Source organism: Myxacorys chilensis, assembly GCF_059505265.1.
In genome coordinates this window covers 1-14,179 of the sequence record NZ_JCACKG010000271.1, presented here as the reverse complement: position 1 = coordinate 14,179, position 14,179 = coordinate 1, and the positions used below count along the sequence as shown (strand labels likewise).

General features: G+C 45.8%; 14 protein-coding genes. 7 read left to right on the top strand and 7 right to left on the bottom strand.

The window, feature by feature from the left end; all coding sequences use genetic code 11:
- Window positions 1-54 precede the first annotated feature (54 nt).
- The gene (locus tag AC5JLB_RS27660) at window positions 55-321 is read right to left on the bottom strand and encodes a DUF2584 family protein (protein ID WP_495877052.1); all 267 of its coding nucleotides are present in this window, start codon (window positions 319-321) and stop codon (window positions 55-57) included.
- Between the two features lie 308 nt (window positions 322-629).
- Window positions 630-1,271: a Uma2 family endonuclease gene (locus tag AC5JLB_RS27655; protein WP_495877051.1), complete on the bottom strand. Its 642-nt coding sequence runs from the start codon at window positions 1,269-1,271 to the stop codon at window positions 630-632.
- Between the two features lie 219 nt (window positions 1,272-1,490).
- Here AC5JLB_RS27655 and AC5JLB_RS27650 point away from each other — a divergent pair, with 219 nt between their 5' ends.
- Window positions 1,491-3,821: an ATP-dependent helicase gene (locus tag AC5JLB_RS27650; RefSeq protein ID WP_495877050.1), complete on the top strand. Its 2,331-nt coding sequence runs from the start codon at window positions 1,491-1,493 to the stop codon at window positions 3,819-3,821.
- Window positions 3,822-3,844: 23 nt separating this feature from the next.
- On the top strand, window positions 3,845-4,408 hold the full coding sequence (locus tag AC5JLB_RS27645; RefSeq protein ID WP_495877049.1) for a Uma2 family endonuclease: 564 nt from the start codon (window positions 3,845-3,847) through the stop codon (window positions 4,406-4,408).
- 99 nt (window positions 4,409-4,507) lie between these two features.
- Here AC5JLB_RS27645 and gap read toward each other — a convergent pair whose 3' ends face one another.
- Together gap and AC5JLB_RS27635 are read right to left on the bottom strand one after the other, a co-directional pair.
- A complete protein-coding gene (gene gap / locus AC5JLB_RS27640) occupies window positions 4,508-5,536 on the bottom strand; it encodes a type I glyceraldehyde-3-phosphate dehydrogenase (protein ID WP_495877048.1) in 1,029 nt (342 codons plus the stop codon).
- Window positions 5,537-5,708: 172 nt separating this feature from the next.
- Complete coding sequence (locus AC5JLB_RS27635) at window positions 5,709-6,269, bottom strand: Uma2 family endonuclease (RefSeq protein WP_495877047.1); 561 nt, start codon at window positions 6,267-6,269, stop codon at window positions 5,709-5,711.
- A gap of 171 nt (window positions 6,270-6,440) precedes the next feature.
- Between AC5JLB_RS27635 and AC5JLB_RS27630 the strand changes: the two genes are divergently transcribed.
- Together AC5JLB_RS27630 and AC5JLB_RS27625 are read left to right on the top strand one after the other, a co-directional pair.
- Window positions 6,441-7,022 carry a cytochrome b/b6 domain-containing protein gene (locus AC5JLB_RS27630; protein WP_495877046.1) on the top strand — a complete coding sequence of 194 codons (582 nt, stop codon included), beginning with the start codon at window positions 6,441-6,443 and terminating at the stop codon, window positions 7,020-7,022.
- Between the two features lie 470 nt (window positions 7,023-7,492).
- Complete coding sequence (locus AC5JLB_RS27625; protein WP_495877045.1) at window positions 7,493-10,708, top strand: phosphorylase b kinase regulatory subunit alpha/beta; 3,216 nt, start codon at window positions 7,493-7,495, stop codon at window positions 10,706-10,708.
- Between the two features lie 23 nt (window positions 10,709-10,731).
- Here the strand turns inward: AC5JLB_RS27625 and AC5JLB_RS27620 are convergent, their stop codons facing one another.
- On the bottom strand, window positions 10,732-11,133 hold the full coding sequence (locus AC5JLB_RS27620; protein WP_495877044.1) for a hypothetical protein: 402 nt from the start codon (window positions 11,131-11,133) through the stop codon (window positions 10,732-10,734).
- A gap of 257 nt (window positions 11,134-11,390) precedes the next feature.
- Here AC5JLB_RS27620 and AC5JLB_RS27615 point away from each other — a divergent pair, with 257 nt between their 5' ends.
- The gene (locus tag AC5JLB_RS27615; protein WP_495877043.1) at window positions 11,391-12,062 is read left to right on the top strand and encodes a hypothetical protein; all 672 of its coding nucleotides are present in this window, start codon (window positions 11,391-11,393) and stop codon (window positions 12,060-12,062) included.
- Between the two features lie 183 nt (window positions 12,063-12,245).
- Here AC5JLB_RS27615 and AC5JLB_RS27610 read toward each other — a convergent pair whose 3' ends face one another.
- A complete protein-coding gene (locus AC5JLB_RS27610) occupies window positions 12,246-12,575 on the bottom strand; it encodes a type II toxin-antitoxin system PemK/MazF family toxin (RefSeq protein ID WP_495877042.1) in 330 nt (109 codons plus the stop codon).
- Entirely contained in the window at window positions 12,553-12,780 is a 228-nt protein-coding gene (locus AC5JLB_RS27605) for a hypothetical protein (RefSeq protein ID WP_495877041.1), read from the bottom strand. Before AC5JLB_RS27605 ends, AC5JLB_RS27610 begins: the two co-directional genes overlap by 23 nt.
- 546 nt (window positions 12,781-13,326) lie before the next feature.
- On the opposite strand from AC5JLB_RS27605, the gene AC5JLB_RS27600 reads away from it, so the two are divergent.
- Both AC5JLB_RS27600 and AC5JLB_RS27595 read left to right on the top strand, forming a co-directional pair.
- Window positions 13,327-13,725, top strand: a complete 399-nt coding sequence (locus AC5JLB_RS27600; protein ID WP_495877040.1) for a carboxypeptidase-like regulatory domain-containing protein — start codon at window positions 13,327-13,329, stop codon at window positions 13,723-13,725.
- Window positions 13,726-13,750: 25 nt separating this feature from the next.
- Window positions 13,751-14,152: a hypothetical protein gene (locus AC5JLB_RS27595; RefSeq protein WP_495877039.1), complete on the top strand. Its 402-nt coding sequence runs from the start codon at window positions 13,751-13,753 to the stop codon at window positions 14,150-14,152.
- Window positions 14,153-14,179 lie beyond the last annotated feature (27 nt).

The window sequence follows — 14,179 nt, the reverse complement described above, 5'->3', positions numbered from 1 at the left end:
GTTTCATAGATGATTGTTTTACTTAAACGTAGTTAATTAACCCTAACCATACTTCTAATCTTTGGTTAAAAATGGAATCTGGTAAATTCTATCAATTTCAAACTCTACACTGGTCATGCCATCTTGCCAAACAAGTCTGCAAATTTTAATATCTGCACGAGCAAGCCAATCTTCATCCACTAACGGAATTGGAACATCTACCGGAATGATTCTGTAGCCTTCTTTTTGAGCCTGATACCGTTTACCCTTCTCAAATTGTGTAGGATAGCCCTGAGATGGATTTAATTTTAGAATGCTGTTGACTTGACATGGCATTCCCATAATCTAAGCTCCACTTTAAATTTGAGTACAAGATTCAGTAACCTCACAGCAATCGCCTCATAGTTGACCGCAAGACAACTATACATCTGGACTAACGCTTTTATCTAAGTGCTCAAATCTGCTGCTCACTGATAGCAAATATGGCCTAACCTTCAACTAAGTTACCCTGTTTCTAAACGTTGCGCTATCTGTCTGCTGTCAAAATCTGTTCAGCCAACAGTTGCAAGTTTGAACAGATAGCAGAAACAATCATAAAAGGCTTTGAGGGTTTGCTCTAGAGATGTTCGGCTACTCATTTTCCACTTCTTTCATTGTCCTGCTGCAAAAACTTGTTCTGCGGTCAGTTGTAGATCTGGGAGTGTTGGAGAAATGATGCGCGCTGCTTCGCAGATACCGCTAGGGTCGCTTCCTCGAAACTGACGGATCTCATATTCTCCATCGATTAGCTCACAAACCGAGAGGGTTGGTTGCTTAGGATTGCCAATATAACGTCTACCGCCTAAACCCAAATAATCAACCTGCCAATATTCAGGAATGCCTAACGCTTCATAATCTGTAAATTTGTGGGCATAATCATCCCGCCAATTGGTACTGACTACTTCAATAACTAGCCGCGTAGACTTCCCTTTGGTAATAACCGATTCTTTCTCCCACTGCAGATCGTCTGCGATCGTTTGTCTGTCCAACACAATCACATCGGGTTCATAGCCCGATTCCCCATCAATTGTTCTAACGATGCATTCTCTAGGAATAAAGTAGGAAAGGTTCATTCGCCCTATTTCAATAAACAGCGATCCGCTTAGGAACCCTGCAACATCAGAATGTTTGCCTCTTGGTTTTGGCATTTCAACAATTACTCCACGATGCAGTTCGTAGCGAGTCTCTGAGTTTTCTGGATACCAAGCGATAAACTCATCAAACGCGATCGATTGTGCAAGAGCTTGAATCATAGTGTGAAGGCACAACAAAAATAGGGAGCGATTTGCAAATCAGTAGCGCTGCTGAACACTGAAATCTGCTCTCCTAAATAATAACGCTTCTAGTTTTCTCCAATGAATTAAGCTTACGAGAATCACTCAACCTTGGTTTTCAGCCATTCAGTCACTACATCTGCCAATCCAATTCTGCGAGAAGTCTAGTAGGATTAGTGCAAGTGATCTATTTTGCCTATGTCTGCTGATACTTGGCTCGCCTCAGATGCTCAATCAACTAGACGCGACGATCTGCTGCGATCGCTTCGTGACACATTGCGTCCCGGACAGCGCGAGATTGCCGACTGGCAAAGCGGACGCTTAGCTGTCTCTGCCGTGCCTGGAGCCGGGAAATCGACCGGAATGGCCGTTGCTGCTGCCTTTGCGATCGCGCGTCATCAATTGCATCCACGCCACCAATTAGTCGTCGTCACCTTCACGCGATCTGCTGCTGCTAACATCAAAGCCAAAATTCGCAAACATTTAAAGGAATTAGCGCTGCCCCAAGGGGGATTCGTCGTTCACACCCTGCATGGATTAGCGTGGGCGATCGCACGGAGCTACCCAGAACTATCGGGCTTAAATCCAGATGCAGTTTTGATTACGCCAACTCAAGGACATCGGTTAATTCGTACCAGCGTTGAGCAATGGTTAGGTCTGAATCCAACGTTGTATCAACGGTTGCTTGAAGGCAGACAGTTTGATGGAGAAGAAACCGAGCGATTACGACGGCAATCAGTTCTGCGAACAGAAGTGTTACCCGATTTAGCCGCAACAGTAATTCGAGAAGCAAAGAGTTCTGGATTGATGCCGCAAGATTTGCGAAATAGTGAGGTAAATGATGATTATTCGATTTTAGCGATCGCAGCAGGACTCTATGAGCAATATCAAACTCAACTCAAATCAAGAAATTTGATTGATTATGATGAGATGATTTTAGGAGCATTGCGAGTATTAGAGTATTCAAATGCGCGCGATTCGCTTCACGAAACTCCGAAGGATCGTTGGCAAACTCAAGTTTTTGCGGTGTTTGAAGATGAAGCCCAAGATTCAAGTCCATTACAAACGAAATTACTAGAAATTCTATCTGCTGATCCCACAGATTCTTCTATTCAAAACTTGGTGCGCGTTGGTGATCCAAACCAAGCGATTAACTCAACCTTTACGCCTGCCGATCCGGTCTTCTTCCGTGATTTTTGCCAAACTTGTGCCACTGAAAATCGGCTCGCTGAAATGAACCAAGCGGGTCGTAGCAGCCGCACGATTATCAACGCTGCAAATTTCGTTCTCACCTGGATCAATCGCAAGTACGGCAAACCTTCCGATTCTGCTACCGAGGCAGAAGCCCCATTCCGCCCACAGGCAATCCATCCCGTCTCCGCAAACGATCCGCAAAAAGATGCTAATCCTGCGCCTGAAGGATTGGGACTCGAACTGCACACGCCAGATGACGTGTATCAGACCGTAGAAATGATTGGGCAACGTGCGATCGCGCTCTTTCAACAAAACCCCAACACCTCGGTAGCAGTACTCGTAAGAACGAATGAACAAGGGCGATTTGTCGCTCAACAGCTTGCTCGGTGGTATGACGAAAAATTGAGCGTGTTTGAAGTCGGACAGCGCGATCGCCAATCTCACATTCCGGGCGAAATTCTGTCTCTCTTGCAATTTCTCGATCGTCCTCATTCGTCCGACAATCTCAAAGCGGCATTGTCAGTATTAGTTGGACGGCGACTTATTCCTAATCAAGATCTCAACGCGCTGATTCTGTTCCCCGAACAGTTTTTATATCCCTCTCCACTCGATCCACCACAGTCCACAACTGTTCAACAGTCCAGCCGTTATTGCATCAATTTACTGAGAGCCAGAATAGAACTTCCGCTCTATCAACTGATTCCCTTTCTCGCCTACACGCTTGACTATGATCAAACAGAATTAGCAACAGCAGATAAATTGACTGAGCGAATCATGCAGCAAATGCATCAGAGTTCGCTAGGAGCAATGCTAGAGGTATTAAATGAAATTGTTAGTTCCGAGCGGTTTGAACCCGTTGAGGCGGAAGATGACGATCGCTATATTCGTCCCGCACAGATCACAATTATTACAATGCACAAAGCCAAAGGGTTAGATTGGGATTATGTGTTTCTGCCGTTTCTGCATGAGAACACGATTCCGGGATCGCTCTACGTGCCGCCGCTCATGCAGTTTCTAGGAGAGTTTACCCTGTCAGAAGTGGCGCGATCGCAGATCCGAGCGATCGTTCACAACTACCCCATTCCTGGCACAGAAGAAGCTTGGGAACGCGCAGGCTATCTCAAAACAGCAGAGGAATTTCGCTTGCTCTACGTCGCGATGACTCGCGCTAAACGATTGCTGTGGATGTCGGCAGCAAAACAAGCGCCGTTCAGTTGGGGCAAACCAGAAAACTTGGACGAGCGTAAACCGTGTCCCGTTATTCCTGCATTAAAAGAACGCTTTCCGCTCTCGGTAATTGGCGGGTCGGATGAAGATGATAACGTAGAGTTCTAGAGAGTCCTTGAGAGGCAATAGACATGGTTCAGACACCCGCTAAATCTCTCACATTAGAAGAATTTTTGAAGCTGCCGGAAACAAAGCCCGCCAGCGAATATTTTAATGGTCAAATCACTCAGAAACCAATGCCGCAAGGAAAACACAGCACAGTTCAACGGGATCTGACACTTGCGATCGAGGTGGGGTTAAAGCCGAAACGCATTGCGCGAGCTTATCCTGAGTTGAGATGTACATTTGGTGGACGATCAACGGTTCCAGATGTAGCAGTGTTTAGCTGGGATAGACTTCCGCGTGATGAGAACGGCGAAATTGCTAACTCGTTTCAAATTTCGCCTGATTGGACAATTGAAATCCTTTCTCCTGATCAAAGCCCAACCAGAGTAATTAAAAACATTCTGCACTGCCTTGAACATGGAACTCAACTCGGTTGGTTGATCGATCCATATGAAAAAATTGTATTTGTTTATCATGCCGATCGACCGACTCAATTCTTTGATGTGGCAGAACAGCAAATTCCTGTGCCTGACTTTGCCAATGAGTTTCGTCTTACAGTCGGAGAATTGTTCGGGTGGCTGTTAGATTAGAGGTTGAGTTTAGATGCTCGATTACTTATCCAGAATTTTTCTGATCGTTGTTGTAAACGCGCGATCGCGCCTTCATTTCGAGAGCGATCGCGCATTTACTTAGTTCAAGATGCCGTCTTTTTGTGCGATCGTCATCATCAAATCAATCACTCGATTGGAGTAACCCCATTCGTTGTCATACCATGACACGACCTTGAAGAAATTGGAGTTGAGTTCCATCCCTGCGCCCGCATCAAAAATACTAGAGTGCAGATCGCCCTGGAAATCAGTTGAAACCACCTCATCTTCTGTATAACCCAAAACGCCTTTTAGCGAGGATTCCGAGGCCTCCTTCATCGCGGCGCAGATACCTTTGTAGCTCGTCGCCTTTTCGGTTTTGAACGTGAGATCCACCACAGACACATCGGGAGTTGGAACGCGAAAGGCCATGCCGGTTAGTCTGCCTTTCAGTTCAGGCAGCACCAGCGTCACAGCTTTTGCGGCACCTGTTGCGGCAGGAATGATGTTTTGCGAGGCCCCGCGTCCGCCGCGCCAGTCTTTTTTACTGGGGCCATCGACCGTGGGTTGCGTTGCTGTCATCGCATGAACAGTGGTCATCAACCCTTCACTTAGCCCGAAGTTATCGTTCAGAACTTTCGCGATCGGCGCGAGGCAATTCGTCGTACAACTGGCGTTGGATACGATCGTATGAGTGTCAGGATCAAATTCGTGATGATTTACGCCCATCAATAGCGTTTTGACATGCTCTGGATCTTTGGTCGGAGCCGAAATCACAACCCGCTTTGCACCGGCTTTGATGTGGTTTGATGCCCCTTCAAAATCGGTGAAAAAACCCGTTGCTTCGACCACGTAATCTGCGCCCAACTGATCCCACGGCAACTCTGCTGGATTGCGGATAGCTGTGCAAGGAATGAATTTATCATTCACCACGATGCCATCGGCTTTCGCTTCGACTTTACCCTTGTACATGCCATGAGTGGAGTCGTATTTCAGCAAGTAAGCCAGATTGTCTGGAGGAACCAAATCGTTGATGCCGACAAATTCGATGTTGGGATTGGCAAGTCCTGCCCGAAACACCAATCGGCCAATCCGACCAAATCCGTTGATTCCTACCTTAACGGTAGTCATAGTGACTGCTCCTAAAACTTGGTACCTAAATCTACTCAGTGGGAAACAAATCTTTTTCAGATTTCTAAACACGTTACCGCACTTTTTAGAAATAGCTGTAGGACGTAATGTTTTGATCCGTTCTGGTGGGATGAAAAATAGGGCAGGAGTGGGGGCAGCGATCGTTAAGAAATTAATTTAATAGCCAATCGAACAACTGCTGTACGGTAAGTTGGAGGTCTTTTGCGAAATCAGGAACGGGAATAATCTGCTCTGGTTCATCAAAGAAATCACCGGGATGGTTAGGAGCACAAACAAATACTGTTTTTTCAGATGGATCAATGAGCCATCCTAATTGAGTACCGTGCTTGAGGCAATGCAGAATATTCTTTACAACTTTTGTTTGGCTTTGGTCTGGAGATAGAATTTCAATTGTCCAGTCAGGGGCAATGGCGAAATCATTGGCAACGCTGCCATCGTCCTTACGAGGAATTCGATCCCAAACAAAAACCGATATATCTGGCACGGTTGAGCGTCCCCCGAAGGTACATCTCAATTCAGTGAATGCCCGTGCAATCTTTTGAGATCGAAGCGCTGCATTAATAGCGGGTGGAAGTTCAGTCTGTATAGCGCTATGTTCTCCTTCTGGCATTGGTTTTTGCATAATTTGTCCGTCAATGTATTCGCTAGCGGGGTTTGTTTCTGGCAGTTGCAGAAATTCTTCTAGCGTGAGAATTTTAGGAGATTGCACCATATGCGCTTCGCCTCAAGTTGCCTTTGGCTTTGGTGAGCAAGTACCCTAATTGTACTAAATCAGCATATATTTCTTTCTGAACAGCTATTTTGTATATCTCCTAAATAGCGAATATGTTTAGCTCTAGAAGAACCACGCGCTAAACTAAATCAGCCGCTTAGAATTCCGACGATGCCTCTCATTAAGCCCTATCAGCCAGTATTTTTGCGAATTCTTCATAGCGTGAATGGAGTGCTGGTTTTTGCCGCGATCGCGTCGGGTTTTCTAATCTACAACACGTTTGATTACCGCTTTGGAAAACTTCCTTTGTCCAGGATTGACACGATTATTAGCATTCACGCGAATCTCGGATGGGGTTTATTTGCGATCGTTCCGGCGTTTGCGCTTTACGGCCTAGCCTTCGGGAACAAGCGCCTCGTTCAACGAAATTCTCTAGAGAAGTTAGCCGAAGTTGGGAAGCCGATTTGGTGGTACACCCTACATCGCCTGGTGAATACTGTGCTTCTCCTAGCGCCACTCGTTGCGATCGTGTCCGGAAACCAAACGCAGGCAGACTGGATATTGGGTGGTGAATTACTTCATCCTATCTACTCCCTGCATCTGCTGGCTTGGGCAACGATTGTGATTGCTCTTGTGCTACATGTGCTGATGGGCTTAAAAGTAGGCGGAGTGCCACTGCTGCTGTCGATCGTCGATTGGAAAATTCGCTCTAATGACCCAATTAAGCAATGGTTTAAACAACGACGCGATTAATTTGTCGTCTTCGGACTTTAGTGGTAAATCTCACAAGACTGAGCCGATCGGGTTACTGATTCTAAGGTGCTTTGTTAATCAGGTAAGCTACATTTGGGTAAATAGAAACGTTTGCTTAAAAGCAACAACATTGTGAACATCGATGATAATAGCTAGAGACAAAAATTATTTAATCAAAGCAAGTGGGTACCAAACAGCGATCACATACAGTGGCAAAATCAAAGCTCACCACCGATTCGTTTACAATTTTCGATCCTAGGTTAAGGCCAGACATCTTCAGGGTAGAATCTAAAATCTCTACTTGAAATGTTCTTATTAAACTCCACTCCACAAGTGATTGAACTAAAGTTCTTATATTTACGCACCACTCTAACCAATCTTAAACTTAAGCGCTTTGAAATCTGGATGTAAGACATTTTTTGGGGCAACCTGTTTAAGGCATTCTTCAGTGTCTCGCTTTGAGGTGAAATATGACCGACCAAGCTTTAAACGTAGCGAACCGACTCGATCGCTACTATCAGCAAGTGCACTCTGTGATTCTGAGCCGGCAAAATCCGATTTCAGGATTGCTGCCTGCCAGCACTGCGGTTAATGCTCACGGCGATTACACCGATGCTTGGGTGAGAGACAATGTGTATAGCATTTTGGCGGTTTGGGGCTTGGCGCTAGCTTACCGAAAACGGGACGACAGAGGACGCACCTACGAGCTAGAACATAGCGTTATTAAACTGATGCGTGGTCTGCTATTTGCCATGATGCGGCAAGCCGATAAAGTCGAAAAATTTAAAGAAAATCAAGTCGCCTTGGATGCGCTTCATGCCAAATACGATACCGCCACCGGCTCAACCGTAGTAGCTGACGATCAGTGGGGACATTTGCAGCTTGATGCCACCTCAGTGTTTCTCTTGATGTTGGCGCAGATGATCAACTCTGGACTATCAATCATCTATACAAACGACGAGGTTAATTTTATTCAGAACCTTGTTTACTACATTGGCAGAACCTATCGCACTCCCGATTACGGAATATGGGAACGAGGAAACAAAATCAATCACGGCAACCCTGAACTGAACGGGAGTTCCGTTGGAATGGCGAAGGCAGCGCTAGAAGCCATGAATGGATTAGATCTGTATGGGGTGCATGGCGATCGCGCTTCCGTCATTCATGTGTTGCCCGATGAAATCGCTCGCTGCCGAGTCACGCTAGACTCACTGCTGCCACGAGAATCAAGCTCTAAAGAAGTAGACGCAGCGCTGCTTAGCGTTATTGGGTTTCCAGCCTTTGCGATCGAGGATACTGAACTCGTTGATCGCACCCGAACTAAAATTATCAATTTACTTCAGGGCAACTATGGCTGCAAGCGATTTCTGCGTGATGGACACCAAGCCGTGCTAGAAGATCACACTCGCTTACACTACGAGCCATGGGAGCTAAAGCAGTTCGAGCATATTGAGTGTGAATGGCCTTTGTTTTTTACATACTTGGCATTAGACGGAATTTTTCGGGGCGATCGCACTCAGGCACAAGCTTATCTCGATCGTCTCGCTAAGATCGTGGTGCATCGAGATGGACTGGATTTGTTGCCCGAATTATATTACGTGCCGGAGCACGCGATCGCAGCCGAAAAACAACATCCCAACACTCAAACCCGCCTCCCAAATGACAACGTTCCGCTAGTGTGGGCGCAGAGTCTCTACATTCTCGCTCAACTGCTACAAGACGGTCTGATTTCGGTGGGCGACATCGATCCATGCGGACGGCACCTGCGGCTAGGACAACGGCGTAAAGCCACGATACAAGTCGTACTGATTGCTGAAGATGAAGCATTACAGGCAAGGCTTGCTGCCAATAATATAGAAACGCAAACGCTAGAACAAGTCGCGCCAATTCAAGTTCGCCACGCTAGAGAACTTGCAGCCGCCTATACGCAAATTGGACGAAATGACAAACTTGGGTTAACGGGTCGTTCTCAGCGGCGAATGCGAAGTTTGACAACCTCTCGCGTTTATAAAGTCCGGGGAGAAACGATCGTATTTCTGCCGTCATTTTTAGAGCCTGAGCGGTTTTATCTGACGTTGGACTATCACTTCTTGGTTTCCAACATCAAAAGCGAGATGGCCCACATTCATCGTCATTGGCAGCATTTAGGCAGACCCACTGTAACGCTGCTGCTGACAAAAGATATGTTAGAACTCGGTCGAGAAGCGCTTTTAGATCTAGTTCAAGACTTGCAGGAAGGGCGATGTGGAGACATCCCTGTTCAGTTAGGGCAACTCCGACAATTTATTCTCACCGCCAGCACCGAGCGCATTGATTTCCTCCACGATTTTCAATTTGAATCGACTTCTGTAGCTGAAGTTGGAATTTCAAAATTTTATCTTGCTCACAATCCTCAGAAGACGCAGCCGTTAAACTTTATGCAAGAGTTTCGGCTAGACTATGAAGCGGATTTACCCTTGCTAATCCAAAATCTGCGCGAGTCAGAGAACCTCTACGAACAGGTGGAAATTCTCAGCACGCTAGTCCGTCTTAGAGGATTGGACTCAACGGTAGACTTGGGCATACTTGTAACCGTGCGCGATCTATTGAACGAGATCTATACCAGAGCGAGTAAAGGCAACGCTGCACGATCGCCTTACTGGAGCATTATTCGTCGGGTGGCAGGATTGCTCGACAAAGTAGATGTCGGGTTGTCAGATGCCGTCACGGACATTCTCGTGCGCCAGAAACAAATTTCGGTGGGTCGTGCCTATAGCGAGGCTTCGCTAATTGTGCAGCCGTTGCCGCACACGGAAGTTTTAGAAAAAATTCGCAACTTTTGCCGCGAAGATAATGGCGATCGCGTCCTGACTCAAGAAATTCTCGTCTATCTCAGTTTGCTTATTAAAGCCGAACCCCAATTATTCAAAGGTTTGCTGACTCTGCGGGTCGGCTATCTGATCTTGCTGATGACCAGCGATCTCGCCCGTGAGCTAGACGTGACGCAAGACGAAGCTTACGAACGGCTGATGCGATTGAGTCCGTTTGAGATCAAAACCCGACTGCATGAAATTTTGGTCGGATACGCCGATTTGAATCAAGCGTTATTTAAACAAGAATCGCTGAAAGTGAAACTTCCTGATCGCGGCATCGATTGGGTCGTCGTTTTGGATGAACAAACGGAGATTGAACCCGCCAATCAAAATTGGCGACGCAAACGACAACTAGAAGGAGCCGTCAATCGTGTCCCCAAAGATTTCTATCCGGGTGTATGGAAGTTACTTCATCATTGCAAAGGGTTAGTGATTGGTGACAAACTCGAACGACGCAATAGATTAGATAGTGAATCGTTAATCACTGAAATGACAGCAGGAGAGAAGAATTTTGCGCTGAAAGTGGAACACCTGTTGAATAAAATGCAAGCGCCAGAATATCGCCAAGTCAATGTCGAAGCGCTGATGGAGCTTGCCGCGATCGCAGCCCAAAACCCAGACTTTAAAGTTGAAGAGTACATCGTGATGGATGTCCTGGTCGGTCACGCGGTTCGTCTCGCTTGGCTGGAAAATCATGCCGATCACGCCGATCGGTATGATGAATTCAAAGGTTCTGCATGGCGATCCTTCTATGAAACGTCGCCTTACGACTGTGCAAGATATGTGGCAAAAGCACTGCAATTCCTGACTCAGTTAGGACAAGCCGTCGCTTAGCGATCGATAGAGAACCTCGTCGTTCAATCTGGCTTACGCACTCGTTCTTCGATGTCTTCTAGCGTCTGAATGACGAGTCGTTTGGCTTGCAGCTTCCAGCCGAGTCTTTGAACGTAGATTGCGATCGCGCCGCCTGCGATCGTTGCTGCAAAATCGATTGGTTGCGAAAACGAAATACCGAGCAGCAGCCCCAATCCGGCGATTCCCCAAAACGGAAGGGCAACGGTTTGACGTTGGGTTTCTACAATTTTATTAAACGGATCGGTCGGCATTTCAGCCAATAGTTGCTCTTTCACCTGCTGTTGTTCCTTCGCCGATACCGAAAGCCCAATTTTGCGCCGCAGCTTCTCGATTTTGCGGGCATCAGTGCTGTACTGCGTCAGTTCATCTTCTGCCATTAGAATCAAGCGGTCATACTGTCCCATTCATTCACCTTTCATTCGCTTCTTCTATTCTTCATCAAATTCGTTATTTAAGTAGATGCACTAGCTAGGTAAGATGCCCTGCTGATCTAAGTGTGGCTAAGCTTTGGCTGCAAACAACACAGAATCTTTAATGAAAATACTTAGAAACAACAAATTTCGGCTAAACGTCTAAGTAATAATAAGGATATCAATCAACGGCTTTATACCGTAATACCACCAGGCTTCCAAGCTGGACTAATGACTAGCGGGAATAATTTATGAATCCAGATAATGACATTGCATTAATCCAAAAGTTTGTTCAAGGAGAACTCTCACTACTGGCTAATCAAAATCTACGAGTGGAGCCAGCTTTTGATACGGCACAACTGTTGTCTAAAAAAGGCGGACTTTTAGCAACCGCGAAGCTTGTCGGTCAAATTCGTTCTGTGTTGGTTCGCCAGTCTTCTACCTATCAAGAGCTAATCAATCGAATTCTAGTCGAACATCGCTACATTCCCATCAGCGTGAACGAAAAGGGGTTTGTGGAATATGAGCATCGCCCGATTCCGTCTGGATATGAGCTAAACAGTACAGAAGTGAGACAACTCTGGAAGATTTGGCGCATTTATTACAGTAAAAAACAGGATCAAGCTCCACTGCTCGTCCTAACGTCGCAAGGGTGGGAAGCAGTTCGGACGATCGCATTTAGTCAGGAGAGCTTTTTTATTCAACTGGAAACCGATGAGTTGATGTTGCAGGTCAGCGATCGCATTGTTTGGCTTAGTCCTGTAGAAGAGGAAGAGGCAACTCAGATTTTCAACCCTGTTGCTCCTATCGATCGCAATCCTCAGGCTGAGAGAAAGGCTAATGCCGCAGATGTTCCCTCCAGTCAGGCATCAATGTCTGAAACGCCGCAGTTTGAAGGCTTTAACGATTTCTACAGGGTGTGATAAAAGCTGGCTCTATGTTGCACGCCCATCAAGTTGTGACCCTTCTGCTAAGGCGATCGTTCATAATTCGATCGTAGCCAGTTTTTGTTGTAAAGGGAGGCATTGAGCGCGATCTCTGGGTGAAGTGACGCGATCTCTGGGTGAAGTGACGCGATCGCATATGAAAGACTGCCTGTAAACCTTTCAGAATTGAAGTTTGATGTGCAAATTCCAAGCAATTTTCAGCGATTGTGCATCTGATTGAGAGATTTGTCCAATTTTGGCTAAGAGGAGAGCTTTTTCTAAACAATCTAGCCGAGATAAGCGAACAGTGGATGCCACTCGCAGACCACTCGTTGCCCAATCCATTAAGGCAACATCAGTTTGAGTTCGCGGTTTTGCAGAGGTAACGACAGCAGCAACTACATCATCACCATCTAGCCAGAGAATCAGAATGGGGCGTTTCTTAGAAGCTGTACCGTTTGTAAAGGGAATGTCAGCAACCCAAAGTTCACCTGGCTGTATAGTCGTCATAGAGTCCTTCGTCTTCGGCAGCGTACCCACTCAAGAAGGCACTGTGATTTTGGATGTCTGTTTGGGGAGGAGTCGTTTCTACAGGGGCAATGGTAACGCGCCAACGACCTGCACCAATGTTGTCGAGGATTTCATCAGGCAAGGTCAATTTCTCTCCGTTTTGCAGTTCGATTTCGTAAGACAGGTTTACGGATTGAGGATTCATATCGGTTTTAGAAGGAGATCGAGATCGTATCTAGTTTTTATTGTAAGGGGAGGCACTGAGGGCAAACATTTTGTGAAGCGAGGCCACCGAGACAAGAACTATGGAGTTCAAACTGTGACGGATGATGAGAGAACGATCGCTTCGCAAGCTCCAAAGGAGCGCACTTCGAGCGAAAAGTATTAAGCTTGTGGAGAATATTACGAACGATCGCTGAATCTACTCAAAAGCTCTCTCTAATTTTGCCGAACATGCCTAAAAAAGTAAGGACGTTCCTGCTTCTAATCGCTTCTCAAGAAAGACGGAAGATGTGAGCGTATCAGATTTCTAGCACGAGAAGTTAGAAAAGGTGGATTGCACAAAAAACAATGGTCTTGAAAGAAAGCGCACGTATTTCTATAATGTCCGAAATACAACCTTCAAGAGCTGTTTCCTGTTTTATCCTCGCTCGACTAGGAGAACTGCATATCTCTCAATGCAAAAGCTGAGTAAGGATACTATATTTGGCTTCAAGACTACAATTCCTAGCGACCTTTTACCATCAATCCAGTGGACCTTAGCAATCTACCTAGACCATTACTCATTGCCTCGATCATTTGCTTTTCACTTGTTGTAGGTTATGGAGCCTCAAAGCATATCCCCTGGCTCACTACTCCGGAGCAAACCGATTCGACGAAACAAGAGCTAAAGAGCGTAAAGATTCGAGTTTTAGATGCAGATTCTCAACAACCTGTAGTTGGTGCACAGGTAATAATAGAATCTGAGGGCGGCGCTGATTCAGATACTACAGATAATCTAGGCGTTTTTCGGATACAAATACCGAAAACGGATTACGTGAGAGTCCGCATAAGTAGAAATGGCTTTCAGTCTTCTGATCAAAATCTAAACCTACTCAGCAATCCCGATAGAGTGAAGTCAATTCTGCTGAAACGAATCAACTCTAAATAAAAGTAGTCATTGCTCTACACTCCCAATGTCATCTCTACATCTACATTTTCAGCGAATTAAAGAAATAGTTGATTGGAGTTGGACATTAGCTCTGTTGTGTCTCTTTGGCTATCTAACTTTGGGACAAATCGCTCAGCTATATTATGCAATGGTGTTTCTGGGAGGCGTGGCAGCTAGTTTTGGGCTTTTCTACGACTTTTCATGCCAAAAGTTGGCTGAACTGGACTCTTTAAGTCCATTTGAACTTCAGAAAGCTAATGCCTCCGCTGTTCAAGCTGAAATTTTGTTAGATCGATTTGCTCAAAGAAATCCATCTTTTGTCAATGGTTCTTCTAAATTTTCTCAGGTGAAACGAGAGGTAAACAACTTTAAAGCAGGAACTTACAGCAAGTTTCAAGACGGTAATGTCCCAGATATGTTGTTGTGACTGAGAGAATCTGCTGAAATAGAGGGT